The following is a 23,731-nucleotide window of genomic DNA, read 5'->3' as shown; positions in this document are numbered from 1 at the left end:
CGGCGCATCGCTGCTCCACGTCACCGTGGTTCCGCTGCCGCCGCTTGTCGGCAAGCCAACGTCCTGCGTCACGCTCGACGCACTGTCCCCCGATTCGTACGCAATCTCCAACGCCAGCTTATCTGCCGCCACCGCCTCAGCGTCGCTCTGCGCAAGCTTCACCACCGTTAGTACGAACGTCTTCGTCACGCTTTCGCTTCCCTTCGCGATCGTCGCTGTCAGCGTCACCGATGCGTCGCCTGTCGTGTAGCTCGGTCGCACTACCGCGCCGTCCTCTCCGACCACGCCCGGCGCGTCGCTGCTCCACGTCACCGTGGTTCCGCTGCCGCCGCTTGTCGGCAAGCCAACGTCCTGCGTCACGCTCGACGCGCTGTCTCCTGATGCGTACGCGATCGCAAGCAACTCTTTGTCTAACGCCACAGCCTCGGCATCCGTCGGCATCGAGTCAATCCGGATACCGCTCGTATCGCCAGGGTTCCCGTACGTTAATTCCGCCGTGCCGCCGCCGGAGACCGTAATGTCTGCCCCAGCAGGCAATTGAATCGCATCAGCCACCCCAATTCCGTCCGCATCCATCCATCCGAGCGGCACTTTGTACTCGAACATCAAATCGTTCACCGGAACTCCCACATCGCCCGTATACTCGGTGTCCGCCTCTTGCTCCATTCCGCTGTTGCCGATACTCAGCTTAATAACCGGAGCTCCGACAACCGTCACCGGATCGGCATAAGACACTGTGAAGGCAAGCACATCATCCTTGCCGTACGTTCTGTCCGCGGGCAGGGCAATCGAAATTTGCACTACAGCCGCATCGAAGTCGTCGATTGCATCCTCAAGCGCTATCGTCGCATCCTCTAGCGGATCGGGATCGACATTCGCTAGATCGTCCGCAACCGTCTGAGCCGCATCCACAGCGGTCTGCAGCTCATAGCGCGCAGTCTGCGAAGCCTCTCCTGCGCTCCCTCCCTCCCCATGATCGGTCAATCTTTCGTTAGCGGCATCGAGAGCATCCAACAGCGCCTGACCGTATCTCTCGAATGTGTACGAATTATCTGTCGCGTTCAACTCGGCGGTAGAGCCCGGAAAACCGACAATTGTCAGATTTGCGGGCGTCGCAGTCTGATTAAACCGGAACGTATAGCCGCTAATTGCCGTTTCACTGCTCAGCACAGTCACCCGAGTCAGCTTATTATTGAGGAAAACATCTCCTCCAAGCGATGTAACCGAACGCGGAATCGTCACTTCCATCAACTCGTTTCCTAGAAAAACAGCCATATTAATCGAATCCAAGCCATCCGGCAGCTCTACGCTTGTAAGATCGTTGTAGGCAAACGCGTAGGGATGCAACCGGACAAGCTTGCCCGGCAGCGTCAAGGAGGTCAGTTTATTGCCCGAGAATGCATACGAATAGATTTCGAGCAGCTCGGCATCTTCCGGAAACGTCAAGCTCGCAATCTCATTGTTTTTAAAAGCATCTACGCCAATCGTTTGCAATTGCTTCGGTATCGTCACACTCGTCAGCTTATTCAATCCAAAAGAGTTGTCGTCAAGCAACGTCAAACCATCCGGAAGCTGCAAGCTGGTCAGACTGTTGCTATAGAAAGCATATCTGCCTATCGATGTAACCTGCTCCGGAACAACCAGGCTTGAAATTTGATTATAGGAAAAGGCCGACGAGCCGATCGTCTGCAAACTGTCCGGCAGCATGACGCTCGTCAGATTATTGGTGGCAAACACATTGTTGCCAATCGAAACAACCCCTTCGGGAATCGTCACACTCGTTATTTTGTTGCCCGTGAAGGCCTGATTAGCCAAAGCCGTCAGACCGGAGGATAAAGTGACGCTCGTCAATTGATTGACGGCGAACGCCCGCGTTCCCATGCTCGTCACCGAGTCCGGAATCACCACGCTCGTTAAGTCATTGCCGTCGAAGGCGCTGTCGCCAATGCTGACAAGTCCATCCGGCAATTCAACACTCGTCAAGTCATTGCCGTAGAAAGCATTCGTGCCGATACTCGTCAATCCCGACGGAAGCGCAACCGAGATCAACCCTCTGTTGACAAAAATGCCGCTAGCAAGAGCCGTGACGGTTAGCCCGTCGTCAGGGCCGACCTTTTCGGGAATGACAAGATTGGTGTCCGTCCCCCCGTACGACCAAAGCGTCGCTGTGCCGCCCCCATTGTCCGAATAGACATAGTTTCCATCTGTTTCCGCAAACACAACCTTCATAGGCGCCAGCCAACCGAAGGGGAACAGCACAACTATTGTGAGCAGGCAGATTGCAACCCGCTTGAAACTCTGTTTCCTATTACCATTCATTCTCTTTCACTCCAATGTTTCGCGATTTTGGTTTCTTGTCCTCTCATCCTAGCAATTGCCGATGAAACCTTAATGAAACTATTGGAGGCATTCGAGAAGAATTGGCATAATGCACCCATGTTTGTATGAAATTCGCTTTTGTACAAGTGGTTGTATGAAAAATCATACAAAAGTGGTCATATCCCAATTGTTCCACAATGAATAGACAGCCTCATACATCTTCGTTAGCTTTCCGCCTGGCTGCATCCAAGCCTACCCGAAATTTTATACAAGCCAAGAATATACCTTCCACTGCGTCGAGTTACAAACAAGCGGACACAGAATACCCTATTTGTGAAAAAAACGGAGATTGCTCACTTTCATGGACACAGGAGACGCTATTTCCTCAAAAAATCAAAAAAAACGCTGTTTTCTCGCAAATAAGTGCATCTCTGTCCGCGAAATCTTAAAAACAGCTCCATTTGCCGAAATAACGCATCTACGGTCCGCTATGATCGTGTACAACCATAGACTTTATTCCTGACGGGCCCAGACCCACCATCACAAAACAAGAACGGGTCGGAAGACCACCCCGCCTCAAAATTTTATAAATTCTATAAAGGAGCACAAAAAACCGTCCGAACCGCATACACGGATTCGAACGGCTCCTATGCCGCAATCAGCCCTTTGGCAATGCGAAGTGAAAGGCACTTCCTTCCCCTGGACGACTATCCGCCCAAATACGGCCTCCCCCGAGCCTCGCAAACTGCAAGCTCACGAGCAAGCCAAGTCCCGCTCCCTTCTCTCCCTCCGTTCCAATACGAGAGTGAAAGCGAGCTTCATCGAACAGCGCTCCGAGTTGCTGAGCATCCATACCGGTGCCGAAATCGCGAATCGTCACGATAACGCGATCGCCCTCCGTCTCCGCGCTCACCTTCACCAGGCCGCCCCTGTAGGAAAACTTGATTGCATTGGATAAAATATTGCGCAGAATGAGCATCGTCGTTTCTCGATCCGCGCGCGCCAGAAGCTCTTCTGAAACAACGCTTTGCAGCCTAACGCCCTTCTCTTCGCTCTTGAACTGCATGGCTTGAAAGACATCCTCCAGCAGCTCGCTGATTCGCAGCGATTGAGGATGCAGCATCAGACCCTCTCGCTGCCCGCGAAACCACTCCAGCACATTTTCGACCAGCTCGTATGAATTTCGAATTTGCTTGCCTAGCGCCATAAAGAGCTCTCTGCTCTCTGCGTCCATGACAGCCTGTTGAAGCTCCAACTCCTCTACCACAGTGACCTGGACGGCCAACGGATCTCGAATATCATGCGAGACGACTGTAAACAGCTGATCCTTCATTCCGTTTAATCGCGCAATTTGCTCAAGCGACCTCTGCTTATCGGTAATATCGACTAGCAGGGAGACCGTACCCAGCCTTTTTGTTTCGTTTATCGGGTAGACCTTGACCAGATAAGACTTCACCGCGCCTTGCTCCTCGTTGCCGATTTCAAGTCTGCCGTGCTGATTCTCCAAACAAGCGCTCAGCCAATTCGGCCATTCCCCCAGAAGCTCGCTTACGTAGCGTCCAACCGGCTTGCCTTCCGAGCTCAAGCTTAGCAGTCTGTCCATAAGGGGGTTGCTGTCTACGATCTTTCCCCTCTCATTCACAATCAGAATGCCTTCCTCCATCGATTCCATCACGATATCCCTAGCCATGGGCACGATGGAGAACAGTCGGTTGCGCATAATAATTAGCAGCATTGCCATCGCGCAGAAGCCGGTATAGGCTGATATCGGAAGCAGCCAGGCCGACCAGTCGGGATTGGAGGTCTTCACGATTTCCGCCAGGAATGCCAAGCTTCCGAATGCCACCAGCCACATGCCTGGCTTACGTATATCTGGACGCGCTCTCCTCAAAAAGAGAATAAGGAAAAAAGCGCATAAAGCAAGAATGCCGTACGCCATTAAATTGAGCGCGATGGCAAATGCGGACTTGGAAACCATTAAATAACCATCAACAATATTGGCAGACGTATTGATCCATCCCGTAGAGCCATCGGTCCACACCAGCATGGTCCATGCCGCAAAAGCCGCAAGCAACGCAGAGCGAGGCTTGGGCTTCAGCCACCGCTCCATACCGCGAAAATCAAGCACGCACAGCACCATTACGGGGACGGTCATAATGAGCGATGAATTCTCCAACTGCCGAAACAACAGCTTGGCTTGCAAGCCGTCGCTATTGAGCTCCAGGATAACTGCCACGGTATAGACAATTCGGCATATCATCACCCAGACGAAATAGCGCACTCCACGTTCCCTGCGATACATATAGGCGTAAACGGCCAATATTCCTGTCAGCACAACCGACAAAATCATGGCGGTATTGGAAATCGAGCTTCCGATAATTGTCCAACTCCTTTGTTTCCCCTGTTGCCGTTCTATACCTCTATGCCGTTATGGGGCAACCATTGCTGATACAGCTCCGCAAATTCAGACGGCACGGGAACGCCAATCTCCTGCCTATAGTGCTCGGCAAAGCGTTGATAATGCTTCCGCAAGGCAGTGATATCGTTCAGCTCGCGATAGACGCGCAGCAGAAGTGCATTCGCCTCTTCATCGAGCTCATATCGGAGAGCCAGCCTTTGCGCCACTACTGACGCTTCTTCCTTCCGTCCGACGCGCAGCAAATTTCGTATCATTCGCTTCGCGAACACGGCATACAGCTCGTCCAACCGTGCTCGCTCGCCGACCGCCCACAGATACGATTTGCCTTCGAACAATTCACCTGCATAACGGCTTTCCCAATGCATGCTCTCTTCCAACTCGGATTCGTCCCACTCGCCGGAGAGGGCTGCACAGCGCTCAAAGGCAATAAAATCCGCATCGATCCTCTCCATCGCCAGCGAATATTCCTCTCGGGAGGATAGCACAACCTCACTCTCCACTTGGGACTGAAGCATTTTACGCAGTTGATAAACCGCTGTATTCAAATAACGGTTGGCGTTGTCAATCGGCATGTCGGGAAAGACATCCTCGATAATACGGCTTCTGGGCGTCTCTCTTCCCCTCTGAAGCAGCAAATAGGCGAATAATTCCGCACTCTTTCGCGACACCCATTTGACCATGCCGTTCCTCCCGCTTACCTCCAGTCCGCCGAGGCCTCGAATCTGCAGCTTGCATGCCATTGCCTCTTCCTTTTCAGCCCTTGCAGCCTCGGACCGCCTGGAGACGGCGCGAACTATCGTCCGCTCCAGGCGGCTCTGCGAGACTGGTTTTACGATATAATCCAGCGGATAGGCCTCGAACGAGTCCATCGCATACTCGCTGTGAGAGGTGACAAAGACGAGATCGACAGCTCCGTCGATGTCTCTGATTCGCCTCGCCAAATCCAGGCCATTGTCCTCCGCAATCTTAATATCAATGAAAATCAGATCGGCAGAATCCCTGCTTATCCATTCCAGCGTTTGAGCGGCATTCCGACAGCTTCCCGCGACGACGACATCATGGATGCGCCGCAGCTTGCGCTTCATAACAGCCAGCATCGCCGGCTCGTCATCTACGATAAGTACCTTGATCACTGTGTCCCCCTCCAATATCGCAACGCGGCAAGAGCCCCATCAACATAAGCCTCTCCCGTAACCCTCCTTTCATTATAACCCCAGCTTCTCTCCAAATATATATTGTGAAAAAACGAAAACGCATGGATGAATCCAACGTATATAGATTCAAGAAAGCTGCGAGGCCGCGATTGTTAACTTTTCTTCCCCCCAACCCCGATATTATATGATAGTATTTAATGGAAAAAGGGATTGCAAGACCTGACGATCTTACACCGAAGCGAAAGGGGCTGCATGGCGTGGCTGCAAACCATTACCTAAAGATGCTGGGACTCACGGCAGCGACGGTCGCCGTCGACATCCTGCTTCTCTCTCCCGCCTTCGTCGGCGTAACCATCGGGGGCAGCGCGCTGGAAACCGCTCTCGGCGTTACGCTGCTGACCGCCAGTGCGATCGCGCTCATCTACGGAAGCTACAAATGGCTGTACAAGGCGCCCGTCGTTCTGACTCCGGACCGAATCAAGACCCGCGAAGACTTCGAGGATGCGCTTGCTCCTTACAGCCGTATCAGGGCGCTGGAGGAAGATGTGTCGATGACGCTGGAGCAGATGGAACGCATGGACAAGAGAAAGGCGACGCTGCTCAAGGTGCTGGAGCAGCGATTCAATCCGGCTGAGATGAGCTTTGCCAAGTTTGCAGCCGTTGCAGGCGAGGTCGAGAATTTATTCTACCTGAACATCAAGAGCATCCTGAACAGGCTTGGCGTGTTCGACGCAGCCGAATATGAGCGGGTGATGACGCGCAAGTCGGCGCGGTACTCGCCCAAGCTGCTGCAGGAGAAGACGGCATTTTATACCGAGTATATGGCCTACATCAAGCATGCAGTCGGAACGAACGAAGAGATGCTGCTTAAGCTCGACAAGCTGCTTCTCGAGATTTCCCGATTGGACGACATGGAATCAAGCGACATTGAACGGATGCCTGCCATGCTTGAGATTGATTCGTTAATTCGGCAGACCAAATATTATAAACAGTAAGGAGTGCGATACTTTGAACAACGGCAAAAAATTTCTGATGATTACCGGAATCCTTCTCGTTATCGTGTTTGCCGTCGTCTACATCGGCGTTAATCTGTCCACAAACTGGGGCAAGACCGACAAGCAATTGGCGACGGAGGATGCGGTCAAGCAGCTAGGCAAGCTGTACGACAATATTGATATTACGATGGAAGAGCCTGTCAAAGGACAGATCGATCTCGATCCGGTCGATGTAGCCGCCTCGCTGCCGGATATCTCCAAATTCCCCATCACGGCGGACAGTACGACGACCGATTACGCGGAGATTTTCTCCTCGACGGAGAAGGCAGGCACTGGCGATGACGGCTGGCTGACGGATGTCGCAAAGGATTTCAACAAGGCGGGCATCACGGTGAACGGGAAGCCTGTCTCGGTCAAGCTGCGCAATATCGCTTCGGGAACGGCCGCGGATTACATCCGGTCAGGCAAATATTTGCCCGATGCGTATACACCCTCCAATGAGCTATGGGGCGAGATGGTGAAGGCCTCCGGCGTCAATGCTCAGCTTGTAACCGAGCGGCTCGCCGGCAACGTTCCCGGTATCGTCATCTCGAAGGCGAAGTATGATGCGTTCGTGCAGGAATACGGCGAGGTCACCGTCAAGACCGTGGTCGACGCGATTACGGCTGGAGAGTTCTCCATGGGCTATACAGATCCGTTCGCAAGCTCGACCGGCCTGAATTTCCTTGTGACAGCGCTTCAGACCTTCGACAGCGCGAACCTGCTCAGCGACAAGGCGGTGCAGGACTTCGAGAGCTTTCAGGCCAATGTGCCGTTCATTGCCTCCACAACGCTGCAAATGCGGGATGCCGCCAAATCCGGCGCGCTCGACGGCTTCGTGCTGGAATATCAAACCTTCGTCAATACTGCAGAGTTGAAGGGCGCTTATGTCTTCACTCCTTTCGGCGCGCGACATGACAGTCCGCTCTATGCTCTTGGCGGAGTATCCGGAGTCAAGCTGGAGATTATTCAGAAATTCGCCGAGTTCGCGGCGCAGGACAAATACCAGAAAACAGCCAAGGACAAGGGCTTCAACGGTCCTGAGGATTATCAGTCCGGGCTTGGCAGCATCGAAGGCAGCGTATTGATCGCTGCTCAGAAGGTGTGGAAGGAGAAGAAAAACGGCAGCAAGCCGATTGCCGCGGTATTCGTTGCGGACGTCTCGGGCAGCATGGACGGCGAACCGCTGAACCGGCTCAAGGAGTCGCTGGTGCAGGGCCAGAAGTATCTCGGCCGGGACAACAGCATCGGTCTCGTGTCTTACTCGAGCGATGTCGCGGTCAATCTCCCGATTGGCAAGTACGATACGAACCAGCAGTCCCTGTTCGTCGGAGCGGTGGACAGCTTGCAGGCCGGAGGAAGCACCGCGACCTTCGACGGCATCGTCGTCGCGCTCAAGCTGCTTCAGGACTATATGGCGGATAACCCGAACGTCAAGCCGTTGATTTTCGTCCTGAGCGACGGAGAGACCAACGAAGGCCATAAGCTCAAGGAGGTTCAGGGCCTGGTCGAATATTACAAGATTCCGATCTATACGGTAGGCTACAATGCTGACATCGCGGCGCTCCAGGAAATCTCGAGCATCAACGAAGCCGCCAGCATTAACGCGGATACAGACGATGTCGTCTACAAGCTTGGCAATTTGTTCAATGTTCAAATGTAGGATCTATGACCATGGGAGGTGAACGCGGAATGTCATTTACAATGGAAGTGCCAAGCCAGGAAGTGATTAAGGTCGCGATCGAGGAGGAAGTGAAGCCGGTCCCGGAGGAAGTCGCGGAGCTGCGGCAGATGGCGGACGCCAACGTTCAGGCGATTATGTCGCTCGATATCGAATCGCTCGACAAGCGCAAGGATATTCTCCAATCCATCGATACGTTCGGAGTAGGGACGATGCGCGCCTCTTCGGAAAAAAATCAGCTGCTGCAAATAACGGTAGGCAATTTGTCCAGAACAGGCGAAGAAGGCGGACAGGTTGCCCAGGGACTCGCCGAGCTGAACATGCAATTGAAGGATCTTGATCCCAGCGCCGTCGACTTCGCCAAACGCGGATTGCTCGGCAAGCTGTTCAACCCGCTGCGGGCGTACTTTGCGAGATTCGAGAAAGCCGACAACGTCATCTCGGATATCATCGTCTCGCTGGACAAGGGCAAGACGACGCTCAGGAACGACAATACGACGCTCGAGATCGAGCAGCAGTCGCTGCGCGACCTGACGAAGAAGCTTCAGAAGGAGATTGAGCTTGGCACGTTGATGGACGCTTCGATCGAGCAACAGATGGAAGCGGCGAAGCGGCGCAACGAGGACCCTGAGAAGATCCGGTTCATTACGGAGGAGGTTATGTTCCCGCTGCGTCAGAGACTGATGGACCTGCAGCAGATGCAGGTGGTCAATCAGCAGGGCATTATGGCAATCGAGGTTGTCATTCGCAACAACAAGGAGCTGATTCGGGGCGTCGACCGCGCTCAGAACGTGACCGTGTCGGCGCTCAAGATCGCCGTCACCGTCGCGAGCGCGCTGTATAACCAGAAGATCGTGCTCAAGAAGATCGAGCTGCTCAACCAGACGACGAACGAATTGATCTCCGGCACGTCCCGAATGCTCAAGGAGCAGGGAGCGGCGATTCACAAGCAGTCGTTGGAGGCCAATATCTCGGTCGATACGATGAAGCAAGCCTTCACCGACGTGCTGTCGGCGCTCGACTCGATCAGCGCCTACAAGCAGGAGGCGCTGCCTCGGATGCGCGAGACCATTAGCCAATTCCGCGAGCTGGCCGATACCGGCGAGCAGCAAATTCAGCGCCTCGAGCGAGGCAACAAGCTGGGGCTGTAGACGCCGTAAACGAAATGAGAAACCTTTCCCTGGCAATGGCGGGCGCAGGCCGACCGTATAGCCAATCGGAAAGGTTTCTTTCGTGCTTGGAGCAGGCAGCATATATGATTTCCCCTCGCTCGGTCAAAGCGCGCGAGGTCCTCGACGGCCAGCCTACCATCCTCATCAAACAAGGAAATGAGAATTATAACTTTGGGATGCATTTCGCTGCCGATTTCCTTTAATATAACTATATCAGCGAATTTTTTTGAACGCAGAAATAGATGCAAGACGGGGGAAAGTATGAAGAAAAAATGGTTCTACCGCATGTTGTTGTCCTACGCGCCTATCCTGCTCTTCCTGGTGCTGGCCTTGACCTTGTTCTTCTATGCCAAATGGAATTCGGAAACGAAGGTGAGAATCCAGAATACAAACGGGCTCTTCACCTCCCATGTGACCAGCGTTCTGGATTCATCCTTGAAGACCATCGAAAAATCCGTTATTCAGACCATGCTGACCGATGAACTAATCGGAGACTATCTCAACAGCTCGCAAGCTGCGCCCCCTTACACTGTTATGGAAATCTCCAATCGCTTGTCGGATATGAAAACCCTGTTTCCGATCACGGGCGATGTTTATATGTTCAAAGCCTCCACGGACGAGGTCATTACAACGAACGCTTTCTTCAAGTTCGACGGCTCCTTTGCGGACGAGGATTTCCTGCGAGAAGCAACGAGCGCAGCCGATACAGGCGGCTGGTCTTCCCCGCGCCAGTTCCGTCAGTTTGCCTCCGACTCTCCGCAGGAGGTAGTGTCTCTGGTCAAGCGCGTCCCGATTACTTCGACCGCCGGAAAAGGCGTGATCGTGGTCAACATTAAGCTTGGAGCAATCCAGAGCCTGCTGAAGACCGTCAACGCGGATACCTCCAGCTATCTGGAGCTTGTCGGGAGCAATGATGCGCCCATGTATCAGGCGAACGAGCCGCCTCTGGCGGATTGGGGATTAAGCCGTGCCGAATCCGCCTATACCAGATGGCGGCTTACCGTCGGCATACCCCAATCCGAGGAGCGGTTCATGTCCGTCTTTCTGGATGGTTGGACGCTGCCGACGCTGGTTGCCATCTTGCTGAGCATTCTGGTGCTCACCTATGTCACGCACCGCAATTACAAACCGATCGAGCAGATCATGATGCAAATCGACCGTTATACGCTGAAGCGCAGTCTGCAGTTCGGCAAGGGCGGCAATCATAATGAATTTCAATTCATATCGATCGCTCTGGACAATCTGATCGAGAAGACGAACGAATATGAAGCCAAGCATCAGGATGATCTGCTTATTCGCAAGCGATATTGGTTTTACGAATTGATCGACGGGAATTTCTCATTGAACGCCTCCGAATGGGAGCAGGAGGCCGGCGAATTGGAGCTGCCCGCTTCATTCGTATCCACGCTTGTGGTCGTAACGGTGCTGGACAACCACGAGCAATTCTCCTCCGCCTACAGCAAGCGCGATCAGAGTCTGTTGAAATTCGCCGTTCAAGGCGTCTGGAACGAAATATGCGGCAACCACGGCATGACCGTCTGGTCCGAGTGGAAGGAGGCGGATCAACTGATTTCCATTCTGTACATTGGAGAAGAGCAGGGAGAAGAGCAGGACTCGGCGTCTGTGCTTGGCATTGCCAACGAGCTGAGATGCTGGGTTGCGGATAATCTCCAATTCACCGTCTCCCTCTATCTGGGAAGCACGGCCGAGGAGAGCGAGGACATTCATCTCTCCTACCGCGCAGCGGTGCAGGCGGGCCAGTACCGAACCCATCATGGATATAACAAGGTCTATCCCGCAACGGAATGGAAGCTGGACGCCAAGGGAGATTTGTATGCCCACCTGACAACCGCCAAGCAGCTCGCGAAGCTGCTCCGCGCTGCCGATCCGACTTGGTCCGACCTGTTCCAACGCTTGTTCGCCGAGATGAGACAGGACGAATTGCTGCGAGATCAGTGCGCCGAGGTGATCGGGTATATCTTCTACTCCCTGGAGAAGGAGATGAACGATCTGCCAGAGGCGCTGCTCTCCAATTGGATGGAGATCTTCCGTCGATATCCGCCTGCGGCGATCCTCGCGAAAGAACTGAATCAGGATATGGAAGAAGGCCTTCTGGTATTCCTGCAAGCCATCTTCGACTCCTTGCGCGAGTGGCGGCATACGGAACCGAAGATGACGGCGGTCGAGCAGGTGGTCAACTATGTGAATAGTCAGTACGCCAATTCCGACCTGTCGCTCGATCTGCTCGGCGATACCTTTGGGCTGGCTCCAAGACTTGTCAGCAAGCTGTTCAAAGCCGGCACGGGGATTCGCTTTGTCGATTACGTGAAGGAGCTGAGAATGAAAGAGGCGGAGCGGCTTCTGAAGGAAACGGATCTGCCAGTCCAGACCATCAGCCAGAAAGTGGGCTATCCTCAGGTCATCTCCTTCATCCGAACCTTCAAGAGACATGCCGGCCAGACTCCGGGCGAATATCGGAAGCTGTCTGTGTCTGGACCATCATAACGTAATTGTTAATCGGCGAAAATTGCTTATTTCCCTTTACTTATTTATCGCGACGCCATGCCGCCGCGAAGCCGTTTCCGCTTGAGGAAACGGCCCTTTTACGTTCCAATTGACACAAATGATAATCCAGCGAAAATGGACAATTGATCGGAGCCGATTCCATGCCCTATATTCTAAATGTGCTTAAAGCGATCCTGCAGGAAGCGGCACACCCTTAATAAGGATCAGGAGGTGATTCCCATCAACGCGATCTGGAGGCGAAATTTGCCCCTCTATCTGATGTTCGTTCCCATTCTTGCATTCTTTGTTATTTTCAAATATGTACCGATGGGCGGGGCGATTATCGCATTCAAGAAATACAATCTAATGGATGGCATTCTCCACAGTCCGTGGGTCGGATTCGATAATTTCCGTTTCCTGTTCAGCACGCCCACCACGATGCAGATCATCCGCAATACGCTGATGCTAAGTCTCATGTCGATCATCATCGGCTTTCCGTTCCCGATTATTCTCGCTATTCTGTTGAATGAGGTCCGCCGCATGTGGTTCAAGCGGCTGGTTCAGACGCTCGTGTATCTGCCCCACTTCTTCTCTTGGATTATCGTAAGCGGAATTATCGTAACAATCTTCTCCCAGCAGAACGGCATTGTCAGCGAGTGGTGGGAGAGCGTCACGGGCCATGCGTATCCATTCCTGTACCGCGAAGGCTCCTGGCTTTCGATCTTCGTAGGCTCAGGCATCTGGAAGGAAGCCGGCTTCAGCGCCATTATCTATCTGGCGGCTCTATCCAATATCGACCCGATGCTGTATGAAGCGGCCAGCATTGACGGCGCCTCTAAGTGGAAGCAGATCCGCCATGTGACTTTGCCGGGATTGCAGATGACGATCGTGCTCATGTTAATTCTGTCTATGGGCAGGGTGATGGAAGTAGGCTTCGATCAAATCTATATGCTGCAGAATTCCACCGTTTCGGACGTCTCGGAAGTCATTAGCACCTATATCTACAAGGTCGGATTGATGGGCTCGCAGTTCAGCCTGACATCGGCAATCGGATTATTCGAATCGCTGGTTGGCTTCCTTCTGGTTCTTAGTACCAACGCCATTGCCAGGAGGTTCGGAAATGGATTATGGTAACAAGGCGGTGACCTTCTTATGAAGCCTTCGATGACAGAACGTATTTATATGGCAGGTGTTTATCTGAGTTTGACCGTTGTGGCCCTGCTGTGCTTGCTGCCGTTGATGCATATTGCATCGCTTTCGACCAGCTCGCTTCAAGCCGTCTCTGCGGGCCGTGTCAGCCTGTTCCCGGTAGAGATAACATTTGCGGCGTATTCGCAGCTTTTTGAGCGCAGCCCCATCGCATCCTCTCTTACCAATAGCGTGATCATCACGTTGGTCGGAGTCACGCTCAGCATGGCGTTCACCATCCTTGCCGCCTATCCGCTCTCTCGAACCTATTTCCGGGGTCGCCGGGTATTTATGCTGGGCATCGTGTTCACGATGCTGTTCAACGGGGGGTTAATCCCCACTTATTTGACCATCCGCAATCTGGAGCTTATCAATACCTATTGGGCTCTGTGGCTGCCGGGGCTCGTAAGCGTATTCAACTTACTGGTTCTGCGAACCTTCATCGAGAATATTCCCGGAGAAATTGACGAAGCCTCCAGAATGGATGGATGCGGCGAATGGCGTTATCTGCTTCGGATCGTCCTGCCGCTCTCTATGCCGGTTCTTGCCACGCTTGCTTTATTCTATGGCGTCGGGTATTGGAATTCCTTCTTCAGCGTCTTGATGTACATTAATGAGCCTGACAAATACAATATCGCGGTATTAGTTCAACAAATGATACAGAGCCAGGTGATGCTCGCTCAGATGAATGGCCTTGAATCGTCCGAGCAGCTTATTCTATCTCCGGATATGGTGAACTCGGCAGCCATAATCATCATGGTTTTGCCTATGCTGATCGTCTATCCGTTTCTGCAGAAATATTTTGTAAAGGGCGTTATGATCGGCGCCGTTAAAGGATAACCATCCAAACAAGGGGGAAATGCAAATTGAAAACGAAAACCAGGAAGCTGGCTTTGACGCTGACGGGAATAATGGCTTGCGCAGCCATTGCGACAGCTTGCTCCAATAACACGAAGGAAGCTGATAACGGCACATCATCGTCGACGAAAGAAAAGCCGTCGCTCTCCATATCCATCTACGACCGGGGCAATGTGCCTCAGGAGATGGGGACGATCGACAACAATCGCTGGACCAAGTGGCTGAACGAGAACGGCCCCGTCAACGGCAAATACGTTCCAATCCCGCGCGGCGAGGCGGTCCAGAAGCTGAATCTGCTGTTTGCCTCCGGCGACGCGCCGGATGTTGTGTTCGAATTCGATACCCGCTTCCGCGATCAGATGTATCAGCAGAAGATGATTATGCCCGTGGATGATTTGATCGAGAATAGCAGCACCGAATACAAGCAGTTGTTGGAGCAATATCCTGAGATTAGAAAAGCGGCTACCAAGCCAGATGGGCAGATGTACGAATTCGGCAGGGTATCCCCGCTAGTCGGCTTCCAAGCGCTGTTCATTCGGAAGGATTGGCTGGACGAGTTGGGACTCCAAGTGCCTCAAACCACGGAAGAGCTGTTTGCGGTAGCCAAAGCCTTCACCGAACAGGATCCTGACGGCAATGGGGCAGACGACACTTTCGGGATTGCCTTAAGCGGGGAAACGGGCGGCACGATCAACACCATGTTCCGCAACGTGACATGGGTGGTTGAAGGGGGCAAGCTGGTGCGAGGCTGGGAACAGGAGAATGCAGCCAACGCCTTTAAGAAACGGCTGTACGATTCCGGCTTGGTCGACAAGGACTTTCTTGCCGATAAGAACGGACAGAAGGCCCAACAGGATTGGAACAACGGCAAAATCGGCATCTTCGTGGGCCGAACAATAGATTTGGTTAACTTTAACCAGTATTATGAGCAATTGAAGACGAACGTTCCAAGCGCCGAGGTCCAAGCGATCAAGCTGCCAAAATCCGAATTTGGCCAATTCGCTATCGGCGTCAACAACCCGGTACAGATGACCACTATCATTAATGCCAAAACCAAAGACCCGGAAGCAGCGATGGCGTACATCGATTTCATGGCATCCCGCTCCGCCGGCGAAATGCTTCGCTACGGTCTGGAAGGGAAGGATTCGGCAAAGGGGGCCAATGGATGCCTGCAGCCGATCGACGCGGAGACATTCAACAAAGAAGTATCATGGAATATTGATTTCCAACTGCTTCTCTCCCGAATCGAGCTGGGAGCCTGTACCGACATTCAAAGTCAGTTGGATCCCTCGAAGCCTCTGGAGAAGGATTTCCTCAGACTCATCAAGGAAAATAACGAGGCCAATCTGAGCGACGATGTGGAATATGCGCCCATCACCTACGGCGAGCACATGCCGACGCTTCCCGAGGATCTCAACATCATCAACACTAATGTGTCGAAGATCGGGGACATCTACAACAAGGCGATTGTATCCGGACCCTCTTACACCATCGAACAAGCTTATAAGGACGCCCAAGAGCTCTGGAACAAATCGGGAGGCGACAAGCTTGAAGCCTTCTACGAAGACTGGTACAGCAATAATTCTGAGAAAGCGTTCCTGGCAAAAGATATGTGGAAATTCATTGTCAAATAACTAGCCGTTCAGAGAGGAGAAACAACAATCATGTTATTCGCGGATACAGATCGGGGAAGAGCTTTCGCCAAAGATCCAGCCGTTGTCAAATTAAACGGAATCTATTACATGTATTACTCCATGGCGCCTAATGAATCGCCTGCAATGAAGTCGGAATGGGGCCTCGGAAGGGGGATCGGCGTGGCCCGAAGCTTCAATCTTCGGGACTGGGAGAAGATTGGCGAGATTAACCCCGAACAGGAATGCGAGAAGAACGGCATATGCGCGCCGGGTGCAATCGTACTGGACGGGAAGGTGCACCTCTTCTACCAAACCTACGGCAACGGGGCCAAGGACGCGATTTGCCATGCCGTGTCCGATAACGGGTTACGCTTCGCGAAGAACAGCTCCAATCCGGTGTTCTCTCCGACGGGAGAGTGGAATAACGGCAGGGCGATTGACGCCGATGTCATCGTGTGGGACGAACGTCTGTTTATGTACTTCGCTACTCGGGACCCTCTAGGGAAAACCCAGATGCAAGGCGTTGCCATTGCCGAACTCAATTCAGGCTTCGGCCATGGAGCTTGGCATCAAGCATGCGACAGCTCCATCCTGAAGCCCGAGCTTCCATGGGAACAGGAATGCATCGAAGCGGCGGCGGTTTGCAATCGGGAAGGAAGGCTGTTCATGTTCTATGGCGGAGCATATAACAATTGCCCTCAGCAAATTGGATGCGCCGTAAGCGAGGACGGCATAACCTGGACGAGGCTTTCCCAAGAGCCCTTCCTTCCGAATGGAGGCCCCGGCAGCTGGAATGCCTGCGAGTCCGGTCATCCTTTCTTATTCACGGACGAAGACGGACGCACTTACCTGTTCTATCAAGGCAACGCCGATATGGGCCGTACATGGTATCTGTCCGTGACCGAAATCGGCTGGCGCAACGGCCTGCCTTACAATAAAGGCGAGTTTTCGATCTAACGAATATGGAAAGTGAACAACCGGAAGCATTGGTGAAGTACAATACCTGCCATAAGGAAAAATCAATGAAATGGAAGCAAGGGGAAATCGGAGTGCGGATATGAGTTAAGGAAACGGCGGTGCAGGGATAATACCCAGGCGCCGCCATTTCTTCATTCTTTACGTATCATTCAATCAAGTGAGCTATCTCATCAAGCGAACGAAATTGCTTTTGGGACCGCCCCTTCTCAGCTGTCCCGCATTTCGTACAGCTTGATCGCGATATAGAGCTGCAAACGGTCGTTTACGCGCTCCGGGTCAAGCTCCAGCAGCGAATAGGCCCGTTCGATTCGATAGAGAACAGTATTGTAATGCGCGAACAGCGCTTCTGCCGTCAGCTTGACATTCTCATTATGACAGATGTAGCATTGAAGCGTTTTGAACAGCAGGGTGTTGTGCTTATTGTCGTATTCGAGCAGCGGCTTGACCAGCCTGTCCAGAAATTCCGTCACCGGCTCCGAATCGGGCAGCAGATACAGCAGCTGATAGATCCCCAATTGATTGTAGCTTATTAAGGAATCAGAGATGTCGCATACAACGCTTATCGTATGAATCTTGCGCGCTTGCTCGCATTGGAGCCCTACCCGCATCGGATTCTCCTCGGAATCGCTCATACAGAAGGAGAAGTCAACCTTCTCTTCCGTAGAGCGAATGGTCTCCAGCCGATAGCGGCATTTCTCCAACTGGCGTCCGAGATGATCGGGCGAATCATGTGCAAGGAGCAGCACGATGCAGCCGCCTAACAGCGTCGCATAGATGCCTTCCCTTCCGGAGCCCAAACGGCGAAAGTGCTGAATCGCCTGCAAGAGCGGCTTCTCTCCTCCCTTGCACTCCGACCTCTTCAAGTATGCGACACAGAATTTGCTCCCCTCCGGAATCCAGCAGCCGCATGCCTCCGCACGAGCATGAAGATCCTGCCGGGTCATGATGCGGCCATTCAACCAGTCCTGCAGGAATTGATCGACATACTTGGACTCCACCTCGCGGCGGACATGAACATTAGCCAGCTCAAGGCTGACAAGCGCGCCGATGCGGTCAAGCGTAAGCATGTCCGCATCGGCGAGAGCCTGATTCCACTCGAGCAGCAGCATGCTGCAATCGGCATTCCGGCCAGTCTCCTTGGAGATATAGACTCGAATTCGGCGTTCCCCAAGGAGCATGTAGTTGACGCCCAATTGTATATCGTGGACAAGCCGGATGCGCTCGGGAGAATCCTCCGGCCACGGAAGAGCCTCCTTCGCTGACGGTGAGAAATAAAGCTGGTCCGAGCCGTCCATCAGAACGACGGGATTGAGCAGCATGTCGTCCAGCTCGCTTAAAAAGTCATCGATCCCGCTTCCTTGAAGCAGCTTCTGCGAAAGCTTCTGATAGCGGAACTGCAGCAGAGAAAGCTGGCGAGCCTCCTGCACAAGAACATTCTCCATCACCTCCCGCACGACATCGGAGAAGGAGGTGCGAACCGGAAGCTCGATCAATGGGATATCGAATTCATCCGCTTTGCGAATAACCGTTTCCGGGATGCGTTCAATATACCTCTTGGTTTTAATTCCAATCGCCGCCACTCCTCGTTCCGCCAGCTCGGGAATAATCTCCGCCAGTTGCTCCGGCCGGTCGCGGAAAGGGAAGCCGCTCGTAATGAGAAATTCCCCCTCCCTCACATAATCAATGACATCGGGAACCTCCATGACGTTAACCCGGGTGACTGACCTGCCCATTCCCTTATGTCCTGCCAAAATAACGGAGCCCTGCAAATGGGGAATGAGCAGCAAATTTCGGCACGAGAAGCTCAGTGTGTCATTAATCATGCTTTAAGCGCCGCCGTATAGCTGTCTTCAACAAGATGCGTGTTGAAGTAGGCATTCGCCGGGGCGTTCTCCTCGACCGGGAGGAAGATGCTAATCTGCTCGCTCGGTCTATCGCCGACGCAAGCGACGGAGTGAATGACCCCGGCAGGCACATGGAACGTGTCTCCCGCCTTGAATTCGGTCCAGGCGCCATCGCGAAGCAGCTTTACCTTGCCGACGGTAATATGGATAATCTCCGCAACGTCATGATAATGGGGCAGAACGGCTCCGCCAACGCCGATCTTCTCCCACAAGACGGAGCTCGCGCGAACACCCATCTCGTCGGCCTCCGCCGCACTCACAATCTCGCGATGATAGAGATGCCAGTGATTAGGCATCTTCCCCCATTCCATTTCGTCTCCCGCAATTACCTTGGTCGCTTCCGATTTATTCATAGTATCATTCCCCTTTGCTGTATCCTGTCCTATCAAGTTGTCGGTGCATAACCGATATCCGCGTCTGGTCGAGGGATTAAACTCGCTTCCAGCTTCCCGCCGCGGTGACGTCTTTCGCCCATTCTATCGCGCAGCCTTCACAGATGAAGCCTGGAGCCTCGGAACCGTCCGCAAGCGTTACTTTCCCTATGCCCAGAGGGGCCGGAATGAGGGAGGCGAAGGATCCGAATCGATCCAGCGGCATTCGCCAAACCTCCACCTCAATAGCTGCGCCCCCTTCTAACTGCCTGACCAGCCCGGGCTTCGCCGGATTGGTCGGCAATTGATACAGCTTGTAGACAGGCGCCGTCTCGTCCTCGCGGTCGAACACCGCCTCATGCTCAAGCATCTGCTTCTCAAGAGGAAAGCCCCTCATGTGCAGTCCGCAGACGACGACCAAGGTCTCGGGTCGCGGCTCTCGCTCCGAGGCAGCGGCTGTCGAAGCCTTCGACATTGGCCTGTCGAGATAATCCGACGCCAATTCCGCAAGCATCGCCTCCTCCCCGGATACCGCGAACAGCGTAATGCCGAACGGAATATCCGGTGCAGCTTCGTTCGCCGGGATCGCTAGAGCGCATAGATCCAGCAGATTGCAGTGATTCGTGTAGCGGCCCATCGCGCTGTTCGTCCGAATCGGATCCGCAGTCACATCGTCGCGAGTCCAGGTTCCTCCGGCCGTGGGCAACAACAACACGGCATTCTTGAGCTCGGCATGCGCTTCGCATTTCAGCTCCTGAATGCGGTGGAAAGCCCGGAATAACGCCGCGGCGTCATGGCCTCCGGCTCCTGAACGAAGAATCGTCTCCGTTACAGGAACAGAGGCGCCGGGATTTGCTTCCAGGAATTGTCCCAGCGCAGCCCAGCGCTCCGCTACCCAAGGTCCTTCGTAGAGAATGGCGGCGGCTTCGGCGAACGGAGCATAGTCAATCGTCTCGACCGGGATACCCAGTCCGCGAGCCTTGGCCTTCGCCGTCTCCCAGGCCTGCCTGTATTCCTCCGCGTAGGGTCCATAGAAGCCGAGGGGCTCCTCCGGCACCAGAATGCGCTGCGGCAAAGCCGGCGGCCTCTTGTCGATATCGCGGGACCAGGCATCCCTCTCATCGAAGCCGGAGACGATCCGATCGATAAGGAGGACATCGGCCAATTCATTCGCGAAGACCGTGACGCAATCGAGACTGCGGCAGGCCGGAACAACGCCGTGCGTCGACCATGAGCCCAGGCTGGGCTTCAGACCAACGAGACCGTTCAGAGCAGCGGGCACGCGACCCGATCCGGCCGTGTCCGTGCCGAGCGAGAAGACCGCATGACCGCGCGCCACCGCGACTGCGGAGCCGGAGCTGGAGCCGCCGCTGATAAGCTCCGACTTTAGCGCATTGCGCGTCTCGCCGTAAGGACTCCTCGTTCCAACAAGCCCGGTCGCGAACTGGTCCAGGTTCGTCTTGCCGAGCGGGAGCGCTCCCGCTTCCGCGAGACGCTCGACGACAGAAGCATGCTCGTCCGGCGTATAGGCATACTCCGCGCAAGCAGCCGTCGTCGGTACACCTGCCAGATCGATATTGTCCTTAATCGCGAAGGGAATTCCCCACAGCGGAGCGGCAGTCTTGTCCAGCTTCTCCAGCCGATCAAGATAAGGCTGGAGCGCGGCCGGGCTCGGAGGCGCGATCCAGATCTTGTACGCCTCGTCCTCCGCCGTTCGACGAAGGATTTCTTCAATGACTTCCTTAGGCTGCAAGGTCCCGGCCAAGTATCGCTCGCGGAGCCAGGAGATTGTCAGTTTCAGCGGAAAGCGGGATTCCGTCCGTGACGGAATCGCAGATTTCGATGTCTTTGATGTCATAGCCTGTACCTCCTTATCCTGTTGGGCGTTTGAAGATAACCGCCACCGGACCGCCGCCGGCCGGACCTTGATGCTCGGCTCCTCCGGATACATAGATCATCGGATCGCCGACGATTGAAGCAAGCACTCCCCCGACGACCGCGCGAGCTTGACGGGTGTGGTTAATATCGGAATCGTTCAGCATCGTATGTCGGTGTCCCCGGACAACTCCCGTCGGATCGGCCTCCGCCTTCGCCAATACTTGCACAACCTCTGCGCCCGGATTGGCGGCAATCATCTCGAGCAGCGGCTTCGCGTCGATTGCATCCTTCATAACGCCATGGCTCATGAACAGCTCGCCGCTTGCTCTCGCGGAATTGCCGAAGACGATGACTTCGCAATAATCCAGTTCACTGCCCGCCGACGTAGACGCAATGCTGCTGAACTTGTCCCACGAAACGCACACATCCTCGTCTCCCGCCTGATCGGAGGAGAGCTCGCCAACCGCGATTGCCGCCCCGAGAGCCGATGCTCCGCGAGAGTAGCCCATCGACTTATACGTATCGTTCACAACAACCTCGACTCCGCGGGCAGCAGCCTCCGCCATATCGGCATCTGTCAGTAACGGACACTTGATTTGAACAAAATGCACGTCCGAATTATCCGTAATACAAGCCTGCGCCATAGCTTCCTTGACGGCCCGCGACACTTCCTCAATCTGGCTGCCGCGGCCAAGCTCTTCCGGCAAGAAGGGACGCGTGTGCGCCACGCCGACGGCGAGAGCCTTCATTCCGCCTGGCAGCGGCTGATTCCCCTCCTCCACACGGCTGATAATGGTAAAGTGAGGCGAGAGAATCCCCTCCGTACCTCCTGACATAATATAGGAGATACATGCGGCAGCCTCTGCCCCGACATAGGTGGAGAAGAACCTTCGAAGCGCATCCACCGCATAGCCTCGAGTAAAGTCGTTCACGCAACCATTCCCCTCTGTCTTACCGAGAACGGCAATCACCTTCGAAGGATCGATCGCTCCTTCTTCCATTCGCAGCTTCAAGGCCTTCATATCGCTCGGTGAAGCGATTGGCACTCGTACAATGTCTATTCTCATGCTTCATCCACCTTCTGCCAGAAAATAAGCTTCTTCTCGAGCCAGCTCAGAATCCCGAACAGAATGAGGCCAGACACGGCCGCAGCCAGAATGGCGGCGAACATGGTCGGGGTATCCAAGTGGTAGGAGGAGAGCAAAACCATGTAGCCAAGTCCCTGATTCGACCCTACGAATTCGCCGACAATCGCGCCAACGATAGCGAGAGAGCTGGAGATCTTAAGCGCGGACATGACGTAAGGGAGGCTGGTCGGAAGACGCAGCTTCCAGAAGATCTCGAGCTTCGTTCCCTTATAGGCGGTGAACAGCTCCCAGGCTTCGTGTTCGATGGCCTTGAGGCCCTTGACGCTGTTGACAAGAATCGGAAAAAAACAAATGATCACAGACGCGACGACCTTGGACCAATAGCCGGTTCCGAGCCATATGACCAGAAGCGGGGCGAGCGCTACGACAGGAGTCGTCTTGAGCGCAATTGCCAGAGGGAACATCCCCTTCTCAATCGGGCGCGAATGCACGAAGATGACAGCCGTAAGGAAGCCGAGCGCGTTCGCAATCAGAAATCCGAGCACCGCCTCAAAGATTGTCGTCCCCATATTATCCAGCAGCTCTCCGTCGATAACCTGGACGACATCCGAGGGAGCGGGCAGCAGATAAAGCGGAACATCACAAATGCGCACGATCGCTTCCCAAATGATAATTAGACCAAGCGCGAAGGAGACGGGGTATACCGCATTCAGAAATTTTGTTCTCACAGCTCCTTCACCCGCTTTCTAATTTCCTTGACGGTGTTGAAAAACACCGGCTGCTCCTCCATCTCCGGATTACGAGGATGATGGAGCGGAACCTCGACAATCGCGTCGACCTTCGCCGGACGCGGCGACATAATGACAATTCGATCGGACATCAGCACAGATTCCTGGATCGAGTGAGTGACCATCACGACGGTATTCAGTCCGGTATTCGGGTTCTCCCATAAGCGAAGCAGCTCCATGTTAAGCTTCTCGCGGGTTAACTCGTCGAGCGCTCCGAACGGCTCATCCATAAGCAGCACAGATGGATTAGCAGCAAGCGCCCGCGCAATAGAGATGCGCTGTTGCATCCCGCCGCTGAGCTGTTGAGGGAAGTGGCCGCGGAAATCCGTAAGACCGACCAGCTCCAACGCATGGAGCGCTTTCTCGCGCTTCTCCTTCTTGGACAACACGGACAGCGGCCCAATGCCAAGCGGCAGCTCGATATTCTGAATGGCTGTAAGCCACGGCATGAGAACCGGCTTCTGGAACACGATGCCGATTTCGTCGCGCTTGGCATGATGCACGATCTCTCCTCCCGGATCGGGCGAGAGAAGACCGAGGATTAGCCGCAGCAGGGTCGATTTGCCGCACCCGCTCGGACCGAGAATCGATAGGAACTCGCCCTTCCGAATGTCGAGGTCGACGTCCCTCAGAACCGGAACCTTCCCGAATGTCAGGGAAGTGTTCCGAATCGAGATTGCGCCTGCCTTATCGCCGCTTCGGCGATTCAACGATGTCATGGATTCAATTGCGGCTGCCTTCATGGCGTTCCTCTCCTTGC

Annotated in this window: 17 protein-coding genes; 8 read left to right on the top strand and 9 right to left on the bottom strand. The window is 54.1% G+C overall.

The genetic code is table 11. The annotated features are described in order from the left end of the window. From HFP08_RS11880 to HFP08_RS11870, 3 genes are all read right to left on the bottom strand, one after another. Window positions 1-2,319, bottom strand: a 2,319-nt coding sequence (locus HFP08_RS11880; protein ID WP_168120814.1) for a leucine-rich repeat domain-containing protein, incomplete at its 3' end; no start/stop codon positions are given. A 658-nt stretch (window positions 2,320-2,977) separates the two neighbouring features. Beyond that, entirely contained in the window at window positions 2,978-4,669 is a 1,692-nt protein-coding gene (locus tag HFP08_RS11875) for a sensor histidine kinase (protein WP_168120813.1), read from the bottom strand. A gap of 62 nt (window positions 4,670-4,731) precedes the next feature. Then, window positions 4,732-5,871, bottom strand: coding sequence for a response regulator (locus tag HFP08_RS11870; protein WP_168120812.1), 1,140 nt, complete (start codon window positions 5,869-5,871; stop codon window positions 4,732-4,734). Window positions 5,872-6,089: 218 nt separating this feature from the next. Here HFP08_RS11870 and HFP08_RS11865 point away from each other — a divergent pair, with 218 nt between their 5' ends. From HFP08_RS11865 to HFP08_RS11830, 8 genes are all read left to right on the top strand, one after another. Then, complete coding sequence (locus HFP08_RS11865) at window positions 6,090-6,887, top strand: hypothetical protein (RefSeq protein ID WP_240941315.1); 798 nt, start codon at window positions 6,090-6,092, stop codon at window positions 6,885-6,887. A gap of 37 nt (window positions 6,888-6,924) precedes the next feature. Continuing rightward, window positions 6,925-8,589, top strand: a complete 1,665-nt coding sequence (locus HFP08_RS11860) for a vWA domain-containing protein (protein ID WP_168120934.1) — start codon at window positions 6,925-6,927, stop codon at window positions 8,587-8,589. Window positions 8,590-8,618: 29 nt separating this feature from the next. Next, on the top strand, window positions 8,619-9,758 hold the full coding sequence (locus HFP08_RS11855) for a toxic anion resistance protein (protein ID WP_168120811.1): 1,140 nt from the start codon (window positions 8,619-8,621) through the stop codon (window positions 9,756-9,758). Window positions 9,759-10,040: 282 nt separating this feature from the next. Continuing rightward, window positions 10,041-12,284, top strand: coding sequence for a helix-turn-helix domain-containing protein (locus HFP08_RS11850; RefSeq protein WP_168120810.1), 2,244 nt, complete (start codon window positions 10,041-10,043; stop codon window positions 12,282-12,284). 279 nt (window positions 12,285-12,563) lie between these two features. Then, on the top strand, window positions 12,564-13,418 hold the full coding sequence (locus tag HFP08_RS11845; protein WP_240941327.1) for an ABC transporter permease: 855 nt from the start codon (window positions 12,564-12,566) through the stop codon (window positions 13,416-13,418). Window positions 13,419-13,436: 18 nt separating this feature from the next. Continuing rightward, window positions 13,437-14,312 (top strand): carbohydrate ABC transporter permease, encoded by an 876-nt coding sequence (locus HFP08_RS11840; RefSeq protein WP_168120808.1) that lies wholly within the window; start codon window positions 13,437-13,439, stop codon window positions 14,310-14,312. 26 nt (window positions 14,313-14,338) lie between these two features. After that, the gene (locus HFP08_RS11835; RefSeq protein ID WP_240941314.1) at window positions 14,339-15,964 is read left to right on the top strand and encodes an extracellular solute-binding protein; all 1,626 of its coding nucleotides are present in this window, start codon (window positions 14,339-14,341) and stop codon (window positions 15,962-15,964) included. Window positions 15,965-15,994: 30 nt separating this feature from the next. Next, complete coding sequence (locus HFP08_RS11830) at window positions 15,995-16,921, top strand: family 43 glycosylhydrolase (RefSeq protein ID WP_168120807.1); 927 nt, start codon at window positions 15,995-15,997, stop codon at window positions 16,919-16,921. Between the two features lie 227 nt (window positions 16,922-17,148). Here the strand turns inward: HFP08_RS11830 and HFP08_RS11825 are convergent, their stop codons facing one another. From HFP08_RS11825 to HFP08_RS11800, 6 genes are all read right to left on the bottom strand, one after another. Then, window positions 17,149-18,765 (bottom strand): PucR family transcriptional regulator, encoded by a 1,617-nt coding sequence (locus HFP08_RS11825; protein WP_168120806.1) that lies wholly within the window; start codon window positions 18,763-18,765, stop codon window positions 17,149-17,151. After that, on the bottom strand, window positions 18,762-19,199 hold the full coding sequence (locus tag HFP08_RS11820; protein ID WP_168120805.1) for a cupin domain-containing protein: 438 nt from the start codon (window positions 19,197-19,199) through the stop codon (window positions 18,762-18,764). Before HFP08_RS11820 ends, HFP08_RS11825 begins: the two co-directional genes overlap by 4 nt. Before the next feature lie 76 nt (window positions 19,200-19,275). Then, window positions 19,276-21,075, bottom strand: coding sequence for an allophanate hydrolase (gene atzF, locus HFP08_RS11815; RefSeq protein ID WP_168120804.1), 1,800 nt, complete (start codon window positions 21,073-21,075; stop codon window positions 19,276-19,278). 13 nt (window positions 21,076-21,088) lie between these two features. Then, window positions 21,089-22,162, bottom strand: a complete 1,074-nt coding sequence (gene atzD / locus HFP08_RS11810) for a cyanuric acid amidohydrolase (protein ID WP_168120803.1) — start codon at window positions 22,160-22,162, stop codon at window positions 21,089-21,091. Then, complete coding sequence (locus HFP08_RS11805) at window positions 22,159-22,911, bottom strand: ABC transporter permease (RefSeq protein ID WP_168120802.1); 753 nt, start codon at window positions 22,909-22,911, stop codon at window positions 22,159-22,161. Before HFP08_RS11805 ends, atzD begins: the two co-directional genes overlap by 4 nt. Then, window positions 22,908-23,714: an ABC transporter ATP-binding protein gene (locus tag HFP08_RS11800; protein WP_168120801.1), complete on the bottom strand. Its 807-nt coding sequence runs from the start codon at window positions 23,712-23,714 to the stop codon at window positions 22,908-22,910. Before HFP08_RS11800 ends, HFP08_RS11805 begins: the two co-directional genes overlap by 4 nt. Window positions 23,715-23,731: the final 17 nt, after the last annotated feature.

It is taken from the genome of Paenibacillus sp. HB172176 (genome assembly GCF_011947265.1).
Taxonomy (GTDB): domain Bacteria; phylum Bacillota; class Bacilli; order Paenibacillales; family Paenibacillaceae; genus Pristimantibacillus.
Note: the sequence above shows the minus strand (reverse complement) of the source record. Positions and strands in the feature narration are given on the sequence as shown.